Here is a 22756-nt window from a genome sequence, read left to right on the forward strand (position 1 = left end):
TCCTCAGGTGGATGGCGCGGTGCCGAAATAGGTGAACGCGGTCTGCTGGCTGCACGACTGCTGCTGCGAGAGCTCGGAGCCGATGCGTGCGGAGAAGTTGACGGCGGACAGCGCAGAGGCGGCGAGCTGCGCCTCGACGGTCGCGGCACTCTTCTTCGCTTCGATCAGCAGGTTCGTGGTCTGCACCAGTTCCTGAATCGCGATCTCGGCGTTCTTGAGCGCGACCTGCGCCTGGTTGTTCTGCGCGGTGATCGCGAGTTCGACGCCCTTCTGGCTGACTTCGGCGGCGACCTGCTCGACCGTGGCCTGTGCGCGGAACGCGTCGACCTGGCCGGCGTAGCCACGCGTGACCGCATCGAGGCGCTTCACTTCGGCGTCCAGCGCCGACATGTAGCGCTCGAGCTTGGCCTTCCAGACATCGATGGTCAGCTGGTCGCTTTGCAGCTCCAGCTTCTTCGATTCGATGCCGACCGTGTTCTGCTCGGACCACGCGCGCACGCGGGTCGAATAGGCATTCACGCTGGTTTCGTAGATCTTCTCCAGCGAGAGCTGGCCGTCGACCGCGGCGCGGTAGCCTTCCCATTGCGCGGTATATGCCCTCACCTGCTCGGCGTACGCGGTGACCTTGGCCCGGAAGGCTTCGATGATCGTCGCATTCGCCTCGGCCTGGGCACGCACGCCGTTGACTTGCGCGGTGTAGACCTCGACCGTCGCCAGCAGCGCCTTAACGCGCTCGGCGTAGATCTGCACGGCTTGTTGGTTGATGTCGCCGATCAGCTTCTGGGCGTCGACCTCGGCCTTGTAGATCTCGACCTGTGTCAGCGCCGCCTGCAGCTTGTCGCGGTAGACCTGCGCATCGACCGAGTAGGCCTGCAGGTTCGCGTTGAACAGCTTGACCTGCGCATCGAACACGTCGATCGAGGCCTGCAAGGCGAACTGCGCCGCCTGCAGCGACAGCCGCATGAACTCGACGTGATGCACCAGCAGCGCGGACTCGATCGCGATGCCCTGCTGCACCGAAAAACGCAGGTTCTCGACCGCGATCTCCTGATCCTTGATGTAGATGTCGCGGCTCAGGCCCGAGCGCAGGTTCTGGTTGGTCTGGCGGATCTCGGCGAGCCGGCGCTGCAACAAGCCATTCGGTTCCGAGAAGCCACGCGAGGACAGTTCCTCGTACGCCTGCTGGACCGCGCGCGTCTCCAAGATGTCCTGCGAGGCATACGCGCGATCGCGCAGCGCCTGCACCACGGCGGACGGCAGGCCCGTGCCGCCCTGCAGCATGGTCGCGATCGTCGCCTTGACCGACGTCAGCAGCGTGTCGGTGTAGTCGGTCGGCGTGAACGCCAACGCGACGGCCGGCGCAACAAGATTGGACGTGGGGCGGACGCCTTGGAACGTCGGCAGGGTGATCGACGGCGGGGTCGGCAGCGCGATGTCACGCAGCGCCGGCGCGTTGGGGAAGGTAATCGAGGGCGCGGCCGGAACGACCAGCGAAGGCAGTACCGGTGGATCACCCGGCGCGGTGGCCGTCAGCGCACCGGGCTGCGGCGGCAGGCTGATCGCCGGTGCTTGTGAATTGTCGGTGGGCGCATTGCCGGGAGTGAACGCTTGGTAAGGCGTGACGGCGACGTCGGGAATCTTCGTCTGGTCGGGGTGATAGCTCAGGTCAGGGCTCTGCGGTGCCGCGGGCCTGACGTACTGAAACCACGCGGTGGGGAGGGCCAACGAGACATTGGCCGGAATCGATCCCACCTGAAATGCCTGCAGCGCCTCCGCCTGCTTGAGCGCCATGGTGAACGCGGCGCCGGCATACGCCGAATACGTGGTGTAGGCGTTGTCGACGATCGCAGCAACGCCGTCCTGCACGATGAGAGGACAGTCAGCCATCCAAGACTCCGGAAATCAGATGCGGCGATCGACGACGATCGGAAACAGTTCGACATCGCGCAGCGAGAACGCATCGCCCGCGAAGTTGTGCAGTTCGAAACCCCAGTACACCGACTTCAGGCCGCGGCCGATCTTGATGCGCGACTCGCGCACATCGGTCGCGGTGCGGGAAACGAGTTGGTACCAGTTCTCGACCTTGGCGCCCTGCGGCGAGGTCGTGATGACCTTGAGCACCATCGTGCCGGACGCGGTGTAGCCGAGATACATCGACGGCAGCCGCTTCATCTTGCCGGTGCCGAGATTCGACAGGCCACCCCGCACCCACGCCTCGATCGGCGTACCCGCATCGGTGTCGCCGGTCAGCTCGTAGACGCCGGTATCGGTCGCGCCGAAGTAACGTCCGCCCAGTTCGGCGAAACTGTTGAACGCATAGTTCTGGTACGTCGTGGCGCCGAGCGTATCGGTGTTGAGCACCCAGGCGGCGAAGTATTCGCCGTTGAGATGCAGCGTGATGGCCAAGCCGAAGCCGTCCGCTAACGCGGATTTCAGCGCGGCTTTGGTCGCCGCGGCATCGTGCAGATTGACGTGCTCGCTGACCACGCCGTTGAACGTGACGTGCTGCGCGGGCGTGGCGGTCAGGGTCACGTGATCGAGCGCCGCGTTGTAGGCGGCGAGCGTGGCCGCAAAAGCCGGCGACAGCGTCAGGTGCTCGGTGACCTTGTTGGCCCACAACGGGCCGGTCGTGTCGTGCAGCGCCAGCGCCGCCGCGACCGCGTTGCGTGCGGCCAGCGCACTGTGTGGTCCGCCCACCAGCTTGAGGGCATCGACCAGGTGCAGCAGGTAGGCATAGTGCGGCGTGACCGTCGGCGAGAACGTCACGTGCTCCGTGATCAGCGAGCGCCAGATGATCGCCAGCACGTCGCCCATCGACACCGTGGAGGACGTGCGGCTGGTTCCGTGCAATGCGCTGGCCGCTGGTGTAGCGGTTTTCAGCGTTTCAACAATGGGCCACGTGACCCGCGCGGTCACCTGATCGGATAGGCGGAGGGTGCCAGCGACCAGCATGGTCGCCGTTTTGGAACCTGCGATGTACGCAGACCCCGGCGTTTGCAGCACGCTGATCCAATTCGTCGACGGCGGCCAAACGCCGAGGCCGAACCCGAAGAACTGCGGAAGGGCGCCTAGCCCGACGCCCTTGGTTGCGGTGCCGAGGCCGTTCCATTGAAGGCTGGCGGTGCCGACACCGGGTGTCGTCAGCCCGACGCCCGTGCCGCGCCATACCGGTATGGAGCCGTATCCGATCGACACCACTGGAACGATCGCCGTGCTACTGCTGTAGCCAAGCAAAGTCGGAAGGCTTGCGACACCGACACCGCTGCTGCCCGCGACGCCGTTCCACGCCAGCGCGCCAACGCCTCGCCCTGGGAACCCGTAGGCGTATCCTGACAGCAGCAGCGAACCGAGGCCGAGGCCGTTCGGTCCGCCGATGCCATTCCACTGCAGCGCGCCTGTACCCGCCGGATTGATCGAGTACGCCTTGCCGTTGAAGACGATGTCGCCACCCACGCCGATCCGGCTGTTCTGCCAGATCGGAAGCGCAGCACTACCCGTGCCGCCGAGCCCGTTCGGCCCGCTCGTTGGGTCGGCAACGAAAACGATCGTCGGGACCGTCACGCGACTTCATCCCCGGAGGCATAGAGGCAGGCATTGACGATCAGCGGGCCTGCGCTCGTGACCGACGACTGGTACAGCAGCGTGCTGTTGCGCTTGTATCCCACCACACCACCGTAACGGCCGATGGTGAACACATCGCTGGACGCACACAGAACAGGCGCGGTCATGTTCACGCCGTTCTCGATGACGTTGACGTACTGGTGCCCGCCGGCGTTGCTGAGATAAAGGCCAAACGCTACCAGCGTCGGCACCGTTGCCCATGCTCGGAATGCCTTGAACCCGATCACAATCCCGGCGCACTCCGTTGGCAGACCGAACTGCGTATAGAGATCGCCGTCCAGCATCGCGATGCTGTTGGCGCCTGCATTCCACCCAGCATTGGGGATGTTCGTGTAGGTCGGTAGTACTTCCGGGATGGCAGGAAGTGGCGGACAGACAATGCAATGATTGATGTCCGTCGTGCACGTAACAACACGGTTGCTGCAGTCCATCAGGTGCACACCACGTAGCAATGGACCGGGTCAATGGTGCCCGGGCCGCTACCGCCGCCGCTGCACACGCCGAAGCAATGGTGGCCGCCACCGCCGCCGCCGCTGCTGGAGCCGCCACCGCTAGGACCGCCTCCACCTGTTGGGGGTGGAGACGGCGGGCAGGAGGTTGACGCCGACGAGCCCGGACAACCCACGTGGCCAAGGGTGAACGTGTAGAGCGAGGACTTGATGAGCACGTCACGCCTCCGCGCAATTCACGAAGTCTTGCCAGAACGGCACGGCGGCTGACAGCAATAGCTCGACTTTAGTGATCGATGTGCTGTTCGCCCGGCAGCCCCCTATGTCAGCGAACTGCGCTGTGATGCCATAGCTGGGATTGCCGGATGCCGCGAACGGGAATGTCGCACTGGTCGTCACGTAGACAACCGCGGTGTTGGGTGTTCCGGGCGGATCGGCGGTGAAAACGAGGTCGCTGGGCACGTTGTTCGGCAGCGACCGCACATCCAGGATTCCGAAGAACAGGTTGTCGCCGCCGCCGCAATCGGTACCCGCTCCGGCGACGGATGCCGTGATGCGCATCGCCGTCGCCGATGCCGATACGGCCACGCACGCCGCCGTCGGATACGCCGCCACTTGATAGGGCGGAGCGCCAAACGCGGTCACCGTCGGATTGTGGATGAACGTCAGATACGTCGGCCCCGTGATGTCAACCCACGTCGACACGGAATTACGCCGCCTGCGGCTCGTTGTACTGGAACGTGCCGATCGGAACGGCCGTGCCTACGGTGATCGTGGTCGACGGCAGGATCAGATCCGTGCCCGTCGTGCCAACGGTGCCCTGGATGCGGATGTTCGTGCCGCTGTCGGCCGCCATGCCATCATCGCTGGTGCCGGCGCAGTAGCGATAGAACGTCGCGGTTCCGCTGGCGATGACGCCGGTGGCGGACGTGCCACTGGACCACGTTTCAGCTGCGGCCTTGTACAGTGTCGGAGTCGTCGGCTGGTCGAAATGGCACACGGCCGGTGCGGTGGCGGGGACCGTGTTGACGCCGATCTTGGCGAGCTTCGTGCCCGTGACGGCGGCTGCGGCGGTCAGCGGTACTGTTCCGCTGTACAGGTAGAGAAAGCCGCCAGTCGGGCTGCTGACGGGGCTGCCGAGCTGCGCAGCCAACGTGACGGCCAACTGGGTCGCCAGCGTGTCGGTGATGGAAAGTGCCATGGGCGTTAACCTCCAATGATCGGCGGGATGGTGTAGAGGAAGCTGTCCAGAGGAATCGCGGTTCCGGTGGTCAGCGTGGTGGAGGCAAGGATCATCTCGGCACCCGAGGCGGGGTCTGCCGAAATTGCGCCGTCGATGCGCGGCAACGAATAGGACGGGTTGCCATCGTCAAGAGGCGTGATGAGGCGCCACCAACCGGCGGTGCCATTGCTCGATGGAACGATCTCCCACCGCTGCCATGGCAGCTTCACGATGTAGGGGCCGCTGCGCGTGAAGGTCAGCCCGTTCACGCGGTAGTTTGGCAACCAGAAATCACCGTTGAGCGTGATCAGTCCAAGCAGCGTTCCCTGTTCCGCCATGTCAGCGGTGGTAGGCTGCAGGCCGGAGAACACGCGGATCACGCCGCTGTTGAAAATAGACTCGAAAGACGATGGCCCGAGGATGTCGGTCTTGAATCCGGTGGAAACCTGCAGCGTCATCAGACGACTCCGACACGATTGAAGAACAAGCCGCTGCCTGGCGTTTGCGTCAACGCGGCGAGATGGGCGTTGTCAGCGAACGAGGACGTGCACCACCCGCCGCGCGGGTTGAGGTCGTCGAGCGTGGTGTTGTGCGAATTCCAGTACGCCGGACATCCGTACTGCGCGGGATGCGATAGCAAATCCGGCCAGCTCGGCGTACACGCGGAATACCCCGCACAGTCCGCCTGCACATACGGCGCTGCAGCGGTGTGCATGAAGGTCTGCCCTTCGTAGGGCTGCGGAGAGACCTGGTAACTGAGCACCCAGTCGCCAGCGCGATTCGTGGCGTAAGACGCCTGGATAAAGCGCGCGATGCTGTGGATCAGGTACAGCCCACTGAAGAAGAGGAAATTGTGGTTGCAGTCGAACCACGTATTGCACATGTAGTCCGTCTCGAAGTACGTGCCGTCCGGGTTTGAAAACCAGCGCGCATCGATCAGTGCGCCCTGCCGGTACGTGCTCACGTACAACACATTGGCATTCGTGAATTGCCAGCAGGTGCTGAGTGTCGGCACGGGGATATGCGCTTCGATCAGAACGAAATCGACGACACTCGCGACGAGGGTGCAGATACCCGCCACCACGTCCGTAGCGGGCGCCGACGGCCGCGGCAGCACCACGGGGTTCGAAAGCTGCGGGATGCTGGTTAGCCCAGGCGGACCTTTCCCGTAGTAGAGCTTTTCGTAGTACGGATTCAACGCCGGGTTGTTGCTGCTGTCGTACCCGACGTAAATGAACTGGATGTCACCCGCGGGGCCGTAGTCCGCCGCCATCGGGCGGAACACTTTCTGCCGTGTCGTGCCGCTGATCGTGTCCGGCGGGGAGGCCGGTAACAGGGCCAGTGAAGCGGCCAACGGGCTGCCGGTGATCGGCGTATTCAGCAGCAGAGGACGCACGACGCCGAAGTATTCCTCGGTGCCGGCGGTGGTCGTGATGTGGCTGATAAAGTCCGCCATGGTCGCTTCAGAACGCAGGCACACGGCTTGGGAGCCGTCCGCGTTGAAGCGCCACAGCGACAGATAGGTCAGCAGGTTCGTGCCGGTGCCGCTCGACGACGACACATCGATCGTGCCCGCATCGATCCAGGCCCACGGATCGTCCGCCACCTGCCACGGGAAGGTACTGATGGGATGCCCACGCACACCCTTGATGACCGAGTCCGAATGCGCGGCGAACCCCTCGAAATCGGGTAGATCAATGGTGTAGACGTGCAGGATCGGTGTTGCGCCGTTCGTCGTCTGCGTACCGACTTGATCCGTCTGCACGTGCACCAGCGCAATCAGGCGGTACATCTGCGGCTGCGTCGCCAGCAATGGCGCCGGCAGCTTCTGGATTGCGGCGCCGAGCACAAACCCGCCGTGCGGCACGATCGCGATGATGCGACCCCGCATGTACAGGCTTGAACTCAGCGCAGGCCGCAGACTGGCACCGATGACCTTCGTGTTGACGCGGTCCAGTTTGTTGTACCCGTAGGCCAGCCAGAACGCGTCACTGTTGGTGAGCTGCGCCACGTCCGTGAGCACGCCGCTCAGCGCGTCGACCGGCCACATCTCGTAGGCCAGGTTCATCGAATGAAACGACAGCCACGACAGTGCGGGGACTTCCGGGTGCGTCGAATACCAGTACGCGTTGCCGGTCTGAATCCACTGGTCGCGCAGCGTGAAGTCCTGCGCGATGAACCCTCCGGTGGTACCCACATCGAGAAACGCGGAGCCGTGGTCCCACAGCGGGCTCTCGATATCGAACCGATGCGGCGGCGACCCCAGCCACCCATTGAACGCTGCCTGCGGGTCGACCGATTGAGCCGGTCCGTTCACCAAAGAGATGTTGTCGCCATTCGGATCCGTGCCGATGACCGTGAACGACACGGCAAACGCTTCCATATTCTCGCCCGCGCTTCCGCAGACGTCGCGGTTGTCAGCGTCGACACTGCCGCCCCCATAGACGGTCAAGTAGCGCGTCTGCGGGGTCGGGAATCCATCCTTGCAGATGCGATCGGGGCCCGCCTTGTAGGTCGGGTAGAACGGGTCCGCGAAATGGCCCAGCACGCTGGTCGCCGCCATCATGTCGGTGTAGGTCTGCGACATGCTGTAGAAGCCGCGCAGCGGAAGGTTGAGCGGATCACGGCCGATGCCGACGCGATGCGTGTTGGTCAGCTCGAAGACCGCCCGGCGTGCGCCGATGGACGCTGCGTGCGCACTGTCGGCGTAGTTGGTCAATTCAAGCCGATAGGCGCTCCACGGACCGGTCGCCTGATCCAGCACGATGTCGATCCGCTGCGTGCTGCGGACGGGCTTTGGCCCGAACGTCGGGTGGTACATGAGCGGCGCGATCGGCGTGCCGACGGGCGGATACCCCGCACCCGGGACACGGGTCAGCAGCACCTGGCCCAGCGCACCGCCGGGCGTCCAGCGCGACACGTCAAGTCCCGGCGCGGTATTCACCGCGCTATAGGCCGTGTCTCCGGTCTGCGTGCGCTGGATGATCGGCAGGCCCCAGCCCAAGGGCGACGCCGTGCTCGCGGGGTAGACCACGAAGCCGCGCGGAATCCATATCTGCGATGGCTGCGATTGTTGAGCAGTACTCGCTGTGACGATACCTTCGACCTCGATGATCGGAATGGTTCCGACCATGCGCACAGACACCCGCGTTCCATCCGGTAACGTCTTGCGTAGGACGCCTTGAAAGCTGCCCCAGCGCGCGCGCGTTTCGTTCAGTTGACCGAGCAGCTTGCGCCCCGCGTGCGATACCGCATCCGCATCGAACTGGCCGCTGGTCCGAACGCGCGCCCAGCCGATGAACAGACCCGGCATCAGGTGCTGGTGGCGGTGATGTCGTACTGGATCGACAGCGTGTCAGCGGCCAGCAGATTGAGGCGCGCCGAGGCGAAGGCACTGCAGGCGACCAGGACCGTGCTGGCGGCGTCCGCCTTGACGCCGGTGCCGGTCAACAGCGCCGCGCCGTAGATCGCGGCGATGCCACCGGTGCCGATCGTGAACTGCGCGGGGCTCGCATCGTTGCCGATGGTCTGGCTGGAGGCGCCGGCCTGCGTCCACGTTGGCCGCGTCGCTTGCGTGTAGTTCGTGGTTTCGCCCTGCACGGTCGCGAACGCGGTGCCACCGGTGCCGGTGAGCGTCGCCACGGGCACGACGTTGTTCGAATACGGCGCGATGTAGAACGTGACGCGGTTGGTCGAGTTGGCGAAATACACGCCGAGCAGATCGTTGAGGCCCTGATTCACGATCAGGTTCGGATCCATCCGAATATCCGCGCCGTTGACGTTGTGCGTGAACACGCCGCCGACGAACACGCCTTGCTGCGGGAACAGCACGCGGCCGTCGTCGGTCGGTTCGAACTGGAAGTTGCGCAGGGCACGGGCAAACTCGTCCCGATGAGCCAGCAGAGACTCGAACATGGATGTCACCATTGGTTGATGGGGCAGGACGCCCGTTGCAGGGAAGCTTTCATCGCCAGCACGCAACCGCAGCGGCCGCAGATCGCGGCGTGCGTCACGGCCATCTCGGTGCGGTGCGGACAGGCTTGGCAGATCGCCAGACGCCGCTCGCGCTCTTCCGCGCTGGCGAACATGACGGGTTGCGGATGAGGTTGATTCACGGCATCGGAACGCCGTTGCGCGTGACGCTCGCGACGGCCGTGTCGACCACCGACAGGCCTTGCCCGGCCGGCCCGCGCAAGGACGTGATGATCTGGCGCACGCCGTTCTGTTCGCGCAGCAGTGACACGGCAGACGTAGCCAGCGGCGCCGCAGCTTGGCGCTCGCGAATGCCTTGCACGGATCCGCCCGGAAGCCCGAGGCAGGCGATGCCTTGCGCGTCGATCCAATACGCGACCGGCGCCTGCACGGGATGCTCAAGGCCGAACACGGAACCCGGCGCGCGCAGGCCAGATCCAGGTGTCACGCCGTAGCCGCGCACGGTCTGCCGCGTGAACTTGTCGGGCTCGCCGCCGCCGAGGAAGTAGGTGCGCGCGCCGGCGGCAATGTAGAGCCCAGCCCCGTCCGTACCGTCACCGACTGTCACCAGCAAGTCGATCGGATGGCCGAAGCCGATGCGGTTCTTCAGCGGATGGGTCAGGCCGTAGCGCAGCGGCTCTGACCAGACGAGATCCGGACCCGCCGCGCCGTACAGGCGGCCATTCAAGAGCGCGAGGCGCGTGACCGCCGGCATGCGATCCAGGAACTGGGTATCCAGCGGTTTGCCCAGTGCCGATTCGGTCAGCGTGACACTGGTCAGGCCGACCGGGAGATCGCGCGCGTAGTAGAACGCATCGCCGTTCGCCGGCGTGCGGTACGCGCGCACCGCGGTCACGCCGGAGCCAAGCGGCTGCGGGACGGCCGTCACCGCAATGCCGCCGCCGTCCGGAACGGTGACCGTCGCCGCCCCGTACGCGCCGGACTCTTCGCCGGTTGCGCTGACGAACGTGAACGTAACCTGGTACTGGCCGCCGTTCAGTCCGCCGGCGGCGGCCGATGCCAGGTTCGCCTGTCCGTCTGGCGTTTCGACGCCCCAGCCCGTCACGGCACCGCTCGAGGTCACCACGCCCAATTGCTGTCCGTTGGACCAGTAGACGCGGTCATAGACCAGCGCGTTGGCGACCGGCAGGAGCGGCGCCAGCCCCGTCTGCAGCACGGAGGTCGAGGTATCCGGCCAGAACGCCATCAGCGTGCCAGCCTGCACGAACAGCCCGAACGGGAACGGCCGTTCGTTCCAGATCGAATGAACGCGCGTGCCGGCGTAGCGCAGCGTCTGGCCGAGCCGCCGCGATGGAATCCCGTCGCGATCGATGTCGACGTTGACGGCCTGGCGCAGCTCGCCCGCTGGAACCGCGTCCTCTTTCGCGAGCGTGTTGACGCCCGCCGGCCACGGACCCAACCGGATCAGCTTGTCGTCAGGAACGCCGGTCACGTCAGAAGTACTGCGGTTGCACGCCGCGCAGCGCGTTCTCGCCCATCAGCTTCAGTGCATCCGCCGATGGGCGCTTGCCGTAGCGATCCTCGAAGCGCTTGTAGGCGCGATCCGAACGGGCGGGATCGTAGGTCTCCGCATCCTTGCGGTCGTAGGCGCGGTATTCGACCCAATCGGTCAGGCCACGATGCAGGTAGAACGGCATCGGCGGCGTGTCCTTTGGCGCCTTCAGGTACTCACAGTCCAGCGGCATGCGCCACACCGACAGCGCCATCGTGTCGGCGATGTTCGGGAACGGCACGACGACCAGAACCAGGTGGTCCTTGTTGTCCTGATCGCTGAACCAGAACTGCGGCGGACCGGCGCGGTACGGGAAGTCCCAGTATTCGACGCGATCGTCCATCAGCCCCATCGTGAATTTCTTCAGCGGTACAGGATTGGAGCCCAGCCGCACGCGCTCGACCTTCAAGATCGTCGGATCGAGGTGGTAGCGCTGCACGTACGGCGTGATCGCCAGCGAGCAGATCGACGGGGTCGTCGAATCCAGAATGCCGCGCCGACGCAAACAGACTTCGTCGATCGCCTCGTTCAACCATCCGGTCACATCCGGATCGGACCACAGCGTCGGCAACGCGGTGTCATCCAGCTGCGCGCGCGCCTGGACGAGGAGGTCCGAGAGGATCATTACGCCAGCGCCGACTCAATGACGGCGCACCACGATTCGCGGCCATCTCCGCTCGCGCGTTCAGCGGTCAGCGCCGCGCGCAGCTGGTCCGGCGTGAACGCCTTGGCGGTCAGCGCCTCGCGCAACTGCCGCACGCTGAGCGCGACGATGCTTTCGACATCGGACAGGCCTTGCGGAAGCACGGCTGGCGCATCGGATTCGTCGGATTCCTTCGCGGTCGACTCGACTGCGGCAATCGGAGTGGCCGACACCGCTTCGTGTCGGATCGTGCGTGCCAAGGTCAGTTCCTTCGGCGCATCGCCGGTGTACGGCGCATAGTGATCGAGGCGCAGGAAGGTGCGGATATGCGTTTCGTCCTTTACGTCGGCGACGTGCGGACAGTGCTTGTCGAGCGGATCGACGGGCTTGAAGAAATAGGTCGTCTCGGCGACGGTCTCGCCTTTCTCGTTCTTGTGCGGCAGCGGAATCGGGCACTCGGGCTGCTTGCGCTTGGTCTGGATCAGCATGGGTTCTCCGGGTTCGAGGAACAAAAAAAGGGGGAGCGCGAACGCTCCCCCAACTGCCGCCGCTGTGTTTCGGTTACGCCTGGGCCGGACGCGTGGTGATGGCCACGAAGTAGTTACCGGTGCCGGTCGGTGCGCCCGTGAAGCGGAGTTGCACGATCGAGCCGGCATCCGGCGTGTTGTTGGCGAGCGCATAGTTGAACGCACCCGGCGAATCCGCCTGCACCTGCTTGGCAACGCCCGCAAACGCGGCGGCCGTAACGAGGACGCCGGCACCGCCGTCGACCTCGAGGTTGACCGCAGTCGTGGTGGCCGTATCGCCGTGGATGTAGCAGAGCTCGGGGACGTACGCGCGCAGGCCCGACTTCTGGCGGATCTGCACGACATCGCCCGCCGCCAAGGTCGGGAAGGTCGCGATCAACGACGCGGTGTTGATGACGATGATGTCCTGAGCCGGCTGACCGGCCTCGAACGTCTCGGGACCCGACTGAAAGAACGTCTTGTACTGCCAAGTTGCCATTGCGATTCTCCTGAAACGAGGAAGCCGGCGCCGGAACTTCCGGCGCCGGCAAAGGGTTACGCCGCGCCGAACTGGCCGCCGTTCGGATCGGCCGCCGCGGTGTCGACCGCGATGACACCGAAGTCGAGGCTGTTGAACGTGGTCTTCTTGCAACCGAGGATCGTGTTGGTGGAGATGACGATCTGGTTGCCGTTGTCGCGCGTCTCCTCGTACCAGTCGAAGCGCATGCCGGAGCCGGGCGAGCCGTAGGCCATGACCATCGCCTGGCGACCCATGAACAGCGAACGAGCGCCCGTGACGTTGCCGCCAGCACCCCAGTTGTTGAACAGGATCGCCGCCTTGTGCTGGTGCAGGATCGTGCCCGAGTACATGCCCTCGGCGCCGGTGAACAGCGGGTTCTTCTGGCCCTGGGCCGCCGCCGCCGCCTTCTGCACGTCGATCCACTGGCCGACCGACGTATTCGTGCGCAACGAATACATCTGGTAGGTGTGCATCACGAGCACGTAGCGGTCCTCGCCGTTGATGCGGATCGGACGGATCTCCGGATGACCCGAAGCGCCACCACCCATCGTCAGCGCCTTGTTCTGCGCCTTCTCGATGGTGGTCAGCGACATGGTGTCCGTCGCCTGCACGGTCGCATTCGACGTCGCCACACCGCCGAACAGCTGATGCAGCGAGTCCGGGGCGGTGAACGGGTTGGAGGCGAAGCCGGTGTAGTTGAGGTCTTCGATGAACTCGAGGTTCGCACCGCGTGCGCCGGATCCGTACATGAACAGGATCTCGTCGCCCCAACGGCCCCACCACTCCGACATGCGCTGACGGGCGATCGCACGCAGGTCGTGCAGCGTGCGCTTGCGCGTCATGCGGCCACCGGCGTTGACGCCGCCGCGAACCTGGTCGACGAACACCTGATCGGTGTAGAAGTTCAGGTTCTCTTCCGTGCCTTCCTGGATGTTGTCGCCGTAGATCGGCTTGTTGCGCAGCTGCATGTTGAGGTCGTAGCTGATGCGGTCACCCGCATCGCGTTCGAGCTCGGTCAGCAACTGCACCGGGGTCATCGCGTTCGCGCCCTTGCCGACAAAGCGCGTCTGCCAGTAGGACTCGCGCGCCTGATCGACGAACAGGGACGCGCTCCAAAGCTTGCGAGCCTTGGGGTCGTTGATGCCAACAATGGTTTGCATGGTGCTTCTCCGAAGGGATCGGCACTCATGCGCCTAGCGAATTGGGGTGCGCACTCGTGCGCGCACCGGGCCTGTGCGGTCAGCGCGTTACGCTGCGCCGCATCAGAGGGGGAAGGGGTTCGGGGGAATCGTCTTGCTTGCCCGAATCGGTCATCGACACGTCTTCGTCGCTGTCAATGCGAAGACGCGTGCGCCGGCCGGTCTTGTTGATCACGGTGACGCGGGACGCGCCGATCTGCACCGTCTCGCCCGCGTCAACATCCAGCATCAACGCCATATACGTCAGGCGGCCAGGTTGCCGCGGTAGTCAGAGCCCGGCGTCTGCCGCAACAGCTCGTCGACCTTGCCGGAATCCATTGTCGCCAAGGTGTCTTCGAGCTTGTTGATGTCGAGTTCGTAGAGCGTGTCGACACTGGACTTGGTGCCTTCGCTACCAGCGACCGGCAATGCACCCACCGTCTTCGGAACATCCGCCATGGATGGCGCGCGACGCTCCGGCGGCTTGGCGTCAGCCGGCGGTGCAGCGGTGATGCCAAACGTCGTGTTGAAGAGGTTGCGTGCCTCGACCAGCAGCTGCAGATGGTTCGGCGCCGGCTTCTTGCTCTCCTCGTAGCTGGACTCGACCTGGTGGATCGCGGCCTGGAACGCGTTGAAGCGCAGCCCATCCTGCACGATCGCTTTGGATTCCGGCTGCGCGAGGAAGCCGCGATACGTGGTTTCCCAGGTGCGCGCGGCTTCCTGCTGCGCCGCTGCGGCGAACGCCGTCTGCGACTTCACCAGCGCGTTGTGCTCCGCCTGCTGACCGATCACGCGCGATTCGGCGGCCGTCAATGCACGGTCCTGCCGGCGGAACTCGGGCAGCTCGACCTCGCCGTCCTCGTAGCGCTTGTCGAGCGCAGCGCGCTGATCGTCGATCGTCTTCAGCTGCGCCTCGAAATCCGGCGCGTCGGCGGCTGGATCAACGAGGTTCGGGATGATCGGAGCCTCGTAGCCCATCGGCGCCACGACCGGTTCGGCTGCTGGCGTCGCCACCGCAGCAGCTGCTGCAGCGTCTTCGGGTTTCGACGCATCGGCCGCCACGGCCGGCGCGGGTTCGGCGGCCTTCGCCGCGGCATCGTCCGCCGCCTGGGCGTCGGCGTAGACCTTGCGTTCGGCATCGGTCAGCTCCGTCATCACGTCGCTGATCGGCGTGTCGTTGGTCGACGGGTCAGGTGCCCCCGAGGGAACCGGGAGCGGGGTTGAAGTTTCCGGCGTCTGCATGCGTGTCTCCTAGCTGATAGGGCGGCGTGGCGGGAGGCGGCGGTCGCCGCGGTTTGATGCCGCCCTCTTGGTAGAGCTTGTCGGCGGCGGCGGCCAAGTGCGGCGCGCCGGCGACTTGACCGGCGGTCGTGAGCGCGGTCTGTTGCCCTTCCACGCCGATCTTCGCGGCCGACGCCTGTTCCTTGCCGGCCATGGCTTGATCCTTGGCCGCGGCGGCGTTGTTGCGGGTGGCCTCGGACTGCGTCTTGGACAAGGCGGCCACGCGCGCCTCCTCGGCGTCCTGGGCCTTCTTGGCCAGCTGCTGCTGGGTCTGCGGATCGAGCGGCTCGCCCGGCATGGTCTGGCCGTTGATCGAGCGGATACGCTTGACCAGCTCGTCCTTGTTCGGGATGTCCGTCATGTCGACGGCGAGGTCGAGCAGCTGCACCGCCATGTTTGGATCGATCTTCGAGAGCAGGTCGAACAGCGATTCGGCCATCGCCTGCCGCACCGTCTCGCGGTAGTCCTGCTGGTCGACGATGAAATCGCCTTCCGTCTTGGTGATGTCGTTCTCGAACGCCCACTTCCCGGTCTGCTCGTTCCAGACCGGATTGTTCAGCGTCATGTAGTCCGCGTTGCCGCCGCTGCCGAGGATGCGGATCTGCTTCGGCATCGGCATGTACTGCTCGGTAAGCGACAGCACCTTCTGGCCGGATAGCTGGAACGCCTGGCGGAAGTTGTCGAACAGCTCGGCCGTAGAGACCGCGCCCTGCTGTTGCTTGGCGATGATCGCGCGCCCACTGGTGGCGCTCGAGTCGGAGCCCATGTTCTCGCGCGTGATGCCGGAGACCTGGAACACCATCTCCTCGGACGACTGCATCAGCTTGACGTGCGCCTCGGCGAGGTTGACGTCGTTTTCGATGCGGAACCGGTTGTCCTTCAGCGCGCCGTCATTGAGCCGGATCTGCCCGTTCGGACGCGCTACTTGCTCCAGCACGTCGTCTTCGTTTGCCATCTCGATCGCGCTCTCTTCGTAGATCACGCGATTGGTCGAGAGGATAAACAGCGCCTTGGAACGCCGCTTGTTGTATTCCTCCTGCGGGTCGCGCGCGCCGCGCACGATGCCGTAGGGCATGCCATCGCGGTGCCGGCGATAGGCGAAGTCGGGGGTGAACGGATAGCGGCCATGCTTGTACGGCGACTTCATGTTCTGCAGCAGCGCGCCGTGCACCCAGATTGCACACCACATTTCCTGCTGCACCGCATTGGTCAGCGTGACGTATTTCTTCGCGACCGCGGAGACATGCTCGGCATTGTTCGGGTCGTAGATCGTGGCATCCCACTCGTCGCCGCTCTCGTTCGCCGAGAACATCTTCTTGACCGAGATCGGCCGGCGATACCAAGTCTCGATCAGGCGGATGCGCTTGCGCGAGCGCCGGGAACTGGCCGTCGTGCCGATCAGGTGGCCGTACCGCGTCATGCGTCCGAACCGGTCCAGGTTCGTGAACACCATCGGCAGGCCGTTCCAATCCTCCATCATCGACAGGCTGTCGGTGTCGAAGGCATTCACCGACGAGGTGCGGATCTTATCCTGGCGGTCCGGGAACATCGCGCAGGCGTAGTCTTCGTCGACCCACCGCTCACGGTGCAGCGCGCGGCAGTCCTCGAGATCGTTGCGCCGGCTGTACGGGTCCCACGTCATTTCCTTCCAGTCGACGTAGCGAACCTGCACCGCCTCGCCGTCGCCATCGGCGCGGATGCCCTCCTCGGTCCAACCAACGCCGACAATACAGGCGTCACGGAACTGGCGCGAGCGTTCCCACGGCACGCCGTTGACGTCCGACAGGTACTTGAGCAGCGCCATCTTGGCGCGCGCGCCTTCATCGTCACCCGGGTTGCGGCCGTAGACCTTCCAGTCCACGCGCGTGCGGCGTTCGGTGCCGATGACCCAATCGACCGCCGGCTTGATCAGGTTGAACGTGAGCGGCGCCTGGCCGCGGTTCATCAGGATGGTCGAGTCTTCCAGCGTCCACTGGATGTGGTCGTAGAAGTCCGCGTCGATCATCTGCTCGCGACGATTCTCGGCGCCTGCTTCATGGGCTTCGCGGTACAGCGCGTCGATGTAGCCGAGCACCTTGGCCGACTCGGCATCGTCCAGCGGGTGCTGCGATTCCTGCGACGGGATGTCGTCCGCGGCCGGGCCGGGCGGATCGAACGCCGACTCCGCCCGGAAGTTTTCGAGGGTCGGGCTCATGCGTTCAGCGGCGTGCCGTTCTTCGAGATGATGATGCCGTCACGCGCCATGGCTTCGAGTTCCTGCGTGAGGCTGCCCATCGACGTCGGCGGATAACGGTGCAGGTCTTCGATGCCCTCTTCGATCGCGTGCATCACGTTGATGCAGCCGGGCTTGGTGACCATGCCGTACAGCTGCTCGCAGATCTTTGGCACCTGCCGCGCCTGCCAGTCGGTATCGAGTACGCGCCACAGGTCGCGCCGTGGAATGCAGGCCGACTCGATCCGACCGACACGCTTGCGGCTGATCTTCAGCACCTCCTGATCGCCGTTGTGGTCTTTCATGTCGGCGTAGAAGTAGCTGATCGTCAGGTCGCGGACGCGACGGACGGTATTGACAGGGACGGGCATGAAGACCTCGGAAGTGGTTCAGACAGCGCGCCAGTTGTTCTCGCGCTGCGCGGCGCGGCCGTCGTTGCGACGAACGCGCGTCAATGTCTTGGCTCGGTAGGCTTGGGCGAACATGCGAAACGCATCGGCGCCGTTCGAGGCCCAGTCGTGCAGCGGATCGCGCCGCCAGACCTGCTGGCGTTCGTTCCACTCGTAGCGATAGGCCTTGAGCGCCGCGATGCCATCGGCGCAGCGCTCGGTGTCGAACAGGCACGACGAGAACACGTCGCGCACCATCTCGATACCATCGGCCCGGTTCTCGATGCGCGGCACCACGATGACCGGCTTGATGCCCGACTCTTCGAGCATCGCCTTGCGCGACTTGCCGGTGCCGAGTTCGGTCACGTCGGCATCGAACGGCAGGTAGTGATCGCCGAACAGATAGCCCTTGTCCTTCAGCACGCGCACGTAGGTCGCGAGGCCGGTCAGGCTGTCTTCGTAGTAGTCGATGAAGCGGTTCTCGGAACCGACGCGCTGGTGGAACCAGATCGCGGTCGAGTCGTTGTGGCCGAGGTCCCAGAAGGTATTGACCGGCAGCCGCGGCACGATCGGCACGCGCGTGAAGCGCTGCTCGATGACCGCCTTCTCGATCTCTTCGCGGTAGATCTGGCCGGGAATGTCGGTGACATCCCAGCGCCCTTCCAGCAGCGCGCGCCGTTCCATCTCGGGCAGCTGCAGCAGGTTGGACAGGTAGTCGGTGCTGGCGAGGTACGGGTTGTCACCCAGACGCGCTGGAATGAACCGCCGCGTGATCGTGCGCTTGACGGTCGATCCGTCCGTCAACTGCATCTCGACATCGACCTTGAAGCGCGTCGCCTCGCCGGCATCGTTGATGGCCCAGTGGTCCTTGACCCACTCGTGCCCGACACCGCCGGGGTTGCAGGTCGCACGCGCGTAGGGGCGAATCCGTGGATTCGCGGTACGGATGCGGCTGAGCATGTAGCGGTACACCGCATCGGTCGCGTACTGCGTAAGCTCGTCGAAGCCGCCGTAGGCAAACGCGCGGCCCTGATACAGGAACCGATCCTGCTCGCGCTTCAGGAAGTTGAGCTCGATCTTCGCGCCGCTGGTGAACGTCCACACCTTTTCCGTGTGGTTGTACTTCGCGCCGTCGTCGACGATCGGATAGATCAGCTGCGAGCGATCGATCAGGTCGCGCAGTTCGGGAAAGCTGCGGCGCAGCAGGATCGCCCGATAGTCGGGTTCCGCCAGCGCGTTTTGCGACAGCCCGGCGGCATCGATCAACAGCCCATCGGACTTTCCACCCCCCGCGCTGCCTCCGAACAGAACTTCGAAGTCGGGCGCGGCGAGAAATTCAGCCTGGCGCGGCGTGGGTTTCCACGCCACCGCCTGAATCTGTGGGTCCATCGCCATAGCTCGCCGCTTCCTTGGCCGGCACGACGATGCAGCCGAGCGGACGCGTGCCGCTCGGATCGGTCAGTGCCAGCTTCTGCGGCGGGAAGAAGTTCGGTACGCGCTTGCCCAGCAGCTCGAGCGCGCGCACGCGCCCGGCCTGCGTAGTGTCCTTGCCATCGCCCTCGGCCTCCTTCATGAGGCGCGAGACGATCCAGTCGGCATTGAGTTCAATGCGTTCGGCTTGCTTCGCGAGCAGGCTATCGATGCGTGTCTTGACGCGCGGATCGGCCAACGCGCGCGAGGCGTGCTGCGCCGCCGACTTCTCGGCATAACCGGCACGGATGGCCGCCGCTCCCCCATTCATATCGACCGCGAACTCTTCGCAGAAGCGAAGGGTTCGCGGTGAGAGTGGCTTGGTCATTTTCAATCGGCGTACGCCGATTGCAAAGCCCGCGTCAGCGTCACGCGCCCAAGGGCGGCTCGACCGGCGGCGGGTAGATGCCCGGCGGTCCGATAACTTCTGGCGGCCCGATGCCGACGGCCGCCGCCACGGCTTCGGTGCCGCCCGCTTCGTTCGCGGCCGCTGGCGCAGGCGTCAACGCGGCGGTTTCGGCATCGAGCTTCGCCGACAGCGCGTTGATCGCGGCGACGGCCACGCGTACGGCGGGGTCGAAGGAAGCGCTGGTACCGGCCAGCTTGGCCGTGATGGCCGCCAGTTCGGCGCTGACCGACGCAGTCAGCGTGGTGATGGCAGTGGTGAGATCGGTGATATCGGACATGATGCGAGACTCCATTTGGATTAGGTAACGAAGCAGTTTGGCGCTGGACAAGAACATGTGGGGCCCGGGTTATCGTGTCGAAATGATCAGCGCAAACCCGTCCGCGCCCTTTCCACCCGCTCCGGACGTGCTGCCGCGCGTCTTGGTGGCAGCGCCGCCGCCACCACCACCCGCGCCGTACAAGGCGCCGTCGCCGCCGGTACCGCCGTTGCCGCCGCTGTTGCCACCACCGCCGCCACCTCCGCTGCCGGGAGCATCGGTCGCTGCGTTGGAAGTTCCCGTGGTGCCGTTGAACGCACCGCCCGCACCACCGGCTGTGTTCGCGCCCAGATAGCACGCCACGCCGCCGTTGCCGCCGCTTGCGACCACATTGCCGGTACTGATGCCACCGCCTGCGCCGCCTGCGCCGGGCGCGAAGCCGCTGCCGGGGAACAAAGCTGCTGCGGGGGTTGGGCCGTTGCCACTGTTGCCAGTGCCGCCGGCATTGTCGGACACGCCGCCTTGTTGTCCGTTGGCGTAAGTGCCGCCGGCGAGGGTAACGGGACTATCCAGTGCGGTGTTGTTGCCCCCGGCGCCGCCCGTACCGCCCTGCGCGACCAAGAAGGCACCTAAGCTGGTGTTCCCTCCGTTCCCTCCCGTATTTCCCGACGTGCTGGCAGTGGCGATACCCGCTCCCGCGCCACCGCCGGTGCCGACCGTGACACTGACTGTTGACGTCAACACCGAAGCTGGCAAGACCAATGCCGATACCGCGCCACTCTGGCCACCCCAGCCGCCGCGGCTCAGACTGCTGGTCAAGCCGAGCCTGCCCGAACCGCCGCCGCCACCGCCGCCGATCAGATACACATACACTTCGGTCGCCCATGTCGGCTTGGTCCAGGTACCTGTCGCGGTGAACGTCTGCACGTCCGCTGCCACCAGTAGGCTGGGGTCAAGCTTGCCGTCAGTTGCGCGCAGTTCGACGAGCTTGCCGCCGTCAGAAGCGCCAGCACTGGTCGGGGTGGTCAGCACTTCGACCTTTCCGCCGGCTACGGTCTGAGCGACAACACGCGCCATCCGCTATGCCCTCGTGATGCCAATTTGCGGCAGGAACATCAGAATGGTCGCGCTCAGCGCGTAGCCGATGTTCTGCGCCAGGTTGCCGGTCGCCGCAGGGACTGTCGCGGTCGCGGTTCCTGCGGTCGACGCGCTGAGGAAGTGGTATGCGCCGATCGTGAGTCCGGAAAGACCGGTGATCTGCTGACCAGCGAAGAACACCGTGTTGGCAGCAGGGCTCGTCGATGCTGCAGTCACGAAACCCATCGCTGGCTTCGTCGCGTCAGTGGCGTTGGCATTGCGCGCAGTGAGTACGCCGGCGTTGTTGTACAGGTTGACCAGAGCGCCAGCGGCCAGATTCTCGCTGGTAACAACGGAAATCGATGACTCTCCGAATCCAGCAGGAAACAGGGTCGAGTCGAGGAATCCGGAGGAATTAAGCGCGACGACTTGGTTTGCGTTCGCACCGCCCGCGCTGACCTGTGTGGCCGCGACTTCAACCGGAAGCCCGGTCCCGCCGAGCGAGAGATACTTGTTGGCCGCCATGACGCTACCTTTGAATGGGGGTTTGGAAATTGAGCACGATGGCTGTTGCCGAGACCGCGCGACCGACGACCTGCAGCCAGCTACCTGCGGCAGGAACGGCCTGTGTCAGCAACGACGAAGGACCGACAAACAACGGACCCGGACTCCACGACCACAGCGCGTCCGTCACCTCGCCAGCGGTCTGCACCGTGACGGGATTGCCGGTGGTCGCTCCGGTGACAGCAAAGCCGACGGCCAACGGCGCGTCAGCGGGATTCGTGACGTCAACCAGCGTCACGCTGGTGTTCTGCACCTTGACGACTTGGTAGCCGGCGATGTTCTGTCCAGCCGTGCCGACAAACGTCTCGGTGCCCGAGGGTCCTGGCGGACCGGGCGGCCCCACCTGCCCAGCGGCGATGACCTGCTGCCGCGGCGTGTCTGTCGTGACGTTCGCAGTGGGCGCTTGCTGCACCACCAGCGCCTGCTGGACCGTTGAGACTTGATCGACCCGCTGATTCGTCACCGTGACGATCGCGAGCGATCGCGCGACGACGACCTGCACGTCCTCCGGGGTGGCGCTCACAACCCGGGAATGCCCGTCACGCCGGGCGTGAAGATCAGGAGCTGGCCTTGGTCGAGCAGCGTCACCGCGCCGGTGGAGTCGGTGACTTCGAGCGTGTAGGTGTACTGGCCAGAGGCGAGCGCCTGTGTCTGCGCCGCGGTGAGCATGATGCTGATCGTCTGCGCGGCCGGCGTCACGACCGCAGCGATCGTCAATATTGGGGTCGGTAGCGCGGGCGGAAACGGCGGCGTCAGCGTGAACGGTGGACCTTGCGGCTGCAGGATGGTCAGCGTGCCGGTCACGCCGGTCAGGGGCACCGGCGTCAGATAGGCGATCGTGCCGCCGCTGGTGTACGTGCCGACACGCGAGGCGTCGACATCGGTGAACGCCAACGTATTCGTGTCGACCACAGTCGCGGTCAGGTAGTCCGATGGTGCCGGCGGCCAGTTCGATGCGTTGAGCGCAGCAAGGCCGCCAAGCGCGGTCAGCGCGACTGGCCAGCCGTTCGGAACGCCGTGCGCGGTCACCGTGAGCGTCAGCGGCGTCAGCGACGGAACGGCCGTCACCGGCTTGTAGATCAGCGGCGGCGCCGACCAGCGATAGACGCGCGTGAACGTAGTCCCCTGTCCGACGGACAGCGGTGCGTTGGTGCACGCACTCACTGCAACGTGGTCCGCTTCGCCATGACCGCCGTTACCTTGGCCATGTTGGAACGGCAGTGGTGGGCCAGGTCATGGTTGCCGGCGCGCTCGCAAATCTGGCCCGCCACCTGCAGCAGGTTGTGCAGCCAGAACAGCAGCGGTGTCGGCACCAAGTCGCCGTTGCCGCGCTCGATATGGCCGAGCACGTCGTCACCGAGAAACACGGCGGCTTGGCTGCTGAGGTCGGCCAACTCGTTGATCAATCGCTGCGGCACCTGCTCGGCATTGATCATGGCGTCATCGACGGACTGCCGGATGGTCGTCAGCGCCT

At 65.1% G+C, this 22756-nt stretch carries 26 protein-coding genes; all 26 read right to left on the reverse strand.

The window, feature by feature from the left end; genetic code table 11:
* Positions 1-3 precede the first annotated feature (3 nt).
* Positions 4-1887 carry a hypothetical protein gene (locus tag ABD002_RS15910; RefSeq protein ID WP_343792825.1) on the reverse strand — a complete coding sequence of 628 codons (1884 nt, stop codon included), beginning with the start codon at positions 1885-1887 and terminating at the stop codon, positions 4-6.
* 15 nt (positions 1888-1902) lie between these two features.
* Positions 1903-3561 (reverse strand): hypothetical protein, encoded by a 1659-nt coding sequence (locus ABD002_RS15915; RefSeq protein WP_343792827.1) that lies wholly within the window; start codon positions 3559-3561, stop codon positions 1903-1905.
* Positions 3558-4052, reverse strand: a complete 495-nt coding sequence (locus ABD002_RS15920; protein WP_343792829.1) for a hypothetical protein — start codon at positions 4050-4052, stop codon at positions 3558-3560. The genes ABD002_RS15915 and ABD002_RS15920 overlap by 4 nt, the downstream gene beginning before the upstream one ends.
* 237 nt (positions 4053-4289) lie before the next feature.
* A complete protein-coding gene (locus ABD002_RS15925; protein WP_343792831.1) occupies positions 4290-4775 on the reverse strand; it encodes a hypothetical protein in 486 nt (161 codons plus the stop codon).
* 4 nt (positions 4776-4779) lie between these two features.
* Positions 4780-5271, reverse strand: coding sequence for a hypothetical protein (locus tag ABD002_RS15930; protein WP_343792833.1), 492 nt, complete (start codon positions 5269-5271; stop codon positions 4780-4782).
* A 5-nt stretch (positions 5272-5276) separates the two neighbouring features.
* The gene (locus ABD002_RS15935; RefSeq protein ID WP_343792835.1) at positions 5277-5750 is read right to left on the reverse strand and encodes a hypothetical protein; all 474 of its coding nucleotides are present in this window, start codon (positions 5748-5750) and stop codon (positions 5277-5279) included.
* On the reverse strand, positions 5750-8605 hold the full coding sequence (locus ABD002_RS15940; RefSeq protein ID WP_343792837.1) for a CAP domain-containing protein: 2856 nt from the start codon (positions 8603-8605) through the stop codon (positions 5750-5752). Before ABD002_RS15940 ends, ABD002_RS15935 begins: the two co-directional genes overlap by 1 nt.
* Complete coding sequence (locus ABD002_RS15945; RefSeq protein WP_343792839.1) at positions 8605-9207, reverse strand: hypothetical protein; 603 nt, start codon at positions 9205-9207, stop codon at positions 8605-8607. Before ABD002_RS15945 ends, ABD002_RS15940 begins: the two co-directional genes overlap by 1 nt.
* A 5-nt stretch (positions 9208-9212) precedes the next feature.
* Positions 9213-9380 (reverse strand): hypothetical protein, encoded by a 168-nt coding sequence (locus ABD002_RS15950; protein ID WP_343792840.1) that lies wholly within the window; start codon positions 9378-9380, stop codon positions 9213-9215.
* Between the two features lie 23 nt (positions 9381-9403).
* On the reverse strand, positions 9404-10717 hold the full coding sequence (locus ABD002_RS15955; RefSeq protein ID WP_343792841.1) for a hypothetical protein: 1314 nt from the start codon (positions 10715-10717) through the stop codon (positions 9404-9406).
* 1 nt (position 10718) lies between these two features.
* Positions 10719-11402, reverse strand: a complete 684-nt coding sequence (locus ABD002_RS15960; RefSeq protein WP_343792842.1) for a phage adaptor protein — start codon at positions 11400-11402, stop codon at positions 10719-10721.
* Complete coding sequence (locus tag ABD002_RS15965; RefSeq protein WP_343792844.1) at positions 11402-11908, reverse strand: hypothetical protein; 507 nt, start codon at positions 11906-11908, stop codon at positions 11402-11404. Before ABD002_RS15965 ends, ABD002_RS15960 begins: the two co-directional genes overlap by 1 nt.
* 73 nt (positions 11909-11981) lie before the next feature.
* A complete protein-coding gene (locus ABD002_RS15970) occupies positions 11982-12425 on the reverse strand; it encodes a hypothetical protein (protein ID WP_343792846.1) in 444 nt (147 codons plus the stop codon).
* A 56-nt stretch (positions 12426-12481) separates the two neighbouring features.
* Positions 12482-13606: a N4-gp56 family major capsid protein gene (locus ABD002_RS15975; protein WP_343792848.1), complete on the reverse strand. Its 1125-nt coding sequence runs from the start codon at positions 13604-13606 to the stop codon at positions 12482-12484.
* Between the two features lie 79 nt (positions 13607-13685).
* Positions 13686-13883 (reverse strand): hypothetical protein, encoded by a 198-nt coding sequence (locus ABD002_RS15980; protein WP_343792849.1) that lies wholly within the window; start codon positions 13881-13883, stop codon positions 13686-13688.
* Between the two features lie 5 nt (positions 13884-13888).
* Positions 13889-14866 carry a hypothetical protein gene (locus ABD002_RS15985; RefSeq protein ID WP_343792851.1) on the reverse strand — a complete coding sequence of 326 codons (978 nt, stop codon included), beginning with the start codon at positions 14864-14866 and terminating at the stop codon, positions 13889-13891.
* Entirely contained in the window at positions 14814-17099 is a 2286-nt protein-coding gene (locus tag ABD002_RS15990) for a portal protein (protein WP_343792853.1), read from the reverse strand. Before ABD002_RS15990 ends, ABD002_RS15985 begins: the two co-directional genes overlap by 53 nt.
* The gene (locus tag ABD002_RS15995) at positions 17096-17488 is read right to left on the reverse strand and encodes a hypothetical protein (RefSeq protein ID WP_343792855.1); all 393 of its coding nucleotides are present in this window, start codon (positions 17486-17488) and stop codon (positions 17096-17098) included. Before ABD002_RS15995 ends, ABD002_RS15990 begins: the two co-directional genes overlap by 4 nt.
* A gap of 18 nt (positions 17489-17506) precedes the next feature.
* On the reverse strand, positions 17507-18895 hold the full coding sequence (locus ABD002_RS16000; protein WP_343792857.1) for a terminase: 1389 nt from the start codon (positions 18893-18895) through the stop codon (positions 17507-17509).
* The gene (locus ABD002_RS16005; protein ID WP_343792859.1) at positions 18843-19304 is read right to left on the reverse strand and encodes a terminase small subunit; all 462 of its coding nucleotides are present in this window, start codon (positions 19302-19304) and stop codon (positions 18843-18845) included. The genes ABD002_RS16000 and ABD002_RS16005 overlap by 53 nt, the downstream gene beginning before the upstream one ends.
* 40 nt (positions 19305-19344) lie before the next feature.
* Positions 19345-19662 (reverse strand): hypothetical protein, encoded by a 318-nt coding sequence (locus tag ABD002_RS16010; RefSeq protein WP_343792861.1) that lies wholly within the window; start codon positions 19660-19662, stop codon positions 19345-19347.
* A gap of 69 nt (positions 19663-19731) precedes the next feature.
* Positions 19732-20718 carry a glycine-rich domain-containing protein gene (locus ABD002_RS16015; protein WP_343792863.1) on the reverse strand — a complete coding sequence of 329 codons (987 nt, stop codon included), beginning with the start codon at positions 20716-20718 and terminating at the stop codon, positions 19732-19734.
* A gap of 3 nt (positions 20719-20721) precedes the next feature.
* The gene (locus ABD002_RS16020) at positions 20722-21243 is read right to left on the reverse strand and encodes a hypothetical protein (protein WP_343792864.1); all 522 of its coding nucleotides are present in this window, start codon (positions 21241-21243) and stop codon (positions 20722-20724) included.
* 4 nt (positions 21244-21247) lie between these two features.
* Entirely contained in the window at positions 21248-21805 is a 558-nt protein-coding gene (locus ABD002_RS16025) for a hypothetical protein (RefSeq protein ID WP_343792865.1), read from the reverse strand.
* Positions 21802-22446 carry a hypothetical protein gene (locus ABD002_RS16030; protein ID WP_343792866.1) on the reverse strand — a complete coding sequence of 215 codons (645 nt, stop codon included), beginning with the start codon at positions 22444-22446 and terminating at the stop codon, positions 21802-21804. The genes ABD002_RS16025 and ABD002_RS16030 overlap by 4 nt, the downstream gene beginning before the upstream one ends.
* On the reverse strand, positions 22443-22718 hold the full coding sequence (locus tag ABD002_RS16035; RefSeq protein WP_343792868.1) for a hypothetical protein: 276 nt from the start codon (positions 22716-22718) through the stop codon (positions 22443-22445). The genes ABD002_RS16030 and ABD002_RS16035 overlap by 4 nt, the downstream gene beginning before the upstream one ends.
* Positions 22719-22756: the final 38 nt, after the last annotated feature.

Source organism: Dokdonella soli, assembly GCF_039523175.1.
In the GTDB taxonomy this organism is placed as follows: Bacteria; Pseudomonadota; Gammaproteobacteria; order Xanthomonadales; family Rhodanobacteraceae; genus Dokdonella_A; species Dokdonella_A soli.

Coding starts and splice junctions, on each gene's coding strand:
- ABD002_RS15910 (WP_343792825.1), bottom strand. CDS start 1,887: ATGGCTGACTGTCCTCTCATCGTGCAGGACGGCGTTGCTGCGATCGTC.
- ABD002_RS15920 (WP_343792829.1), bottom strand. CDS start 4,052: ATGGACTGCAGCAACCGTGTTGTTACGTGCACGACGGACATCAATCAT.
- ABD002_RS15930 (WP_343792833.1), bottom strand. CDS start 5,271: ATGGCACTTTCCATCACCGACACGCTGGCGACCCAGTTGGCCGTCACG.
- ABD002_RS15935 (WP_343792835.1), bottom strand. CDS start 5,750: ATGACGCTGCAGGTTTCCACCGGATTCAAGACCGACATCCTCGGGCCA.
- ABD002_RS15940 (WP_343792837.1), bottom strand. CDS start 8,605: ATGCCGGGTCTGTTCATCGGCTGGGCGCGCGTTCGGACCAGCGGCCAG.
- ABD002_RS15945 (WP_343792839.1), bottom strand. CDS start 9,207: ATGTTCGAGTCTCTGCTGGCTCATCGGGACGAGTTTGCCCGTGCCCTG.
- ABD002_RS15950 (WP_343792840.1), bottom strand. CDS start 9,380: ATGTTCGCCAGCGCGGAAGAGCGCGAGCGGCGTCTGGCGATCTGCCAA.
- ABD002_RS15960 (WP_343792842.1), bottom strand. CDS start 11,402: ATGATCCTCTCGGACCTCCTCGTCCAGGCGCGCGCGCAGCTGGATGAC.
- ABD002_RS15965 (WP_343792844.1), bottom strand. CDS start 11,908: ATGCTGATCCAGACCAAGCGCAAGCAGCCCGAGTGCCCGATTCCGCTG.
- ABD002_RS15970 (WP_343792846.1), bottom strand. CDS start 12,425: ATGGCAACTTGGCAGTACAAGACGTTCTTTCAGTCGGGTCCCGAGACG.
- ABD002_RS15975 (WP_343792848.1), bottom strand. CDS start 13,606: ATGCAAACCATTGTTGGCATCAACGACCCCAAGGCTCGCAAGCTTTGG.
- ABD002_RS15980 (WP_343792849.1), bottom strand. CDS start 13,883: ATGGCGTTGATGCTGGATGTTGACGCGGGCGAGACGGTGCAGATCGGC.
- ABD002_RS15985 (WP_343792851.1), bottom strand. CDS start 14,866: ATGCAGACGCCGGAAACTTCAACCCCGCTCCCGGTTCCCTCGGGGGCA.
- ABD002_RS15990 (WP_343792853.1), bottom strand. CDS start 17,099: ATGAGCCCGACCCTCGAAAACTTCCGGGCGGAGTCGGCGTTCGATCCG.
- ABD002_RS15995 (WP_343792855.1), bottom strand. CDS start 17,488: ATGCCCGTCCCTGTCAATACCGTCCGTCGCGTCCGCGACCTGACGATC.
- ABD002_RS16000 (WP_343792857.1), bottom strand. CDS start 18,895: ATGGACCCACAGATTCAGGCGGTGGCGTGGAAACCCACGCCGCGCCAG.
- ABD002_RS16005 (WP_343792859.1), bottom strand. CDS start 19,304: ATGACCAAGCCACTCTCACCGCGAACCCTTCGCTTCTGCGAAGAGTTC.
- ABD002_RS16010 (WP_343792861.1), bottom strand. CDS start 19,662: ATGTCCGATATCACCGATCTCACCACTGCCATCACCACGCTGACTGCG.
- ABD002_RS16015 (WP_343792863.1), bottom strand. CDS start 20,718: ATGGCGCGTGTTGTCGCTCAGACCGTAGCCGGCGGAAAGGTCGAAGTG.
- ABD002_RS16020 (WP_343792864.1), bottom strand. CDS start 21,243: ATGGCGGCCAACAAGTATCTCTCGCTCGGCGGGACCGGGCTTCCGGTT.
- ABD002_RS16035 (WP_343792868.1), bottom strand. CDS start 22,718: ATGATCAATGCCGAGCAGGTGCCGCAGCGATTGATCAACGAGTTGGCC.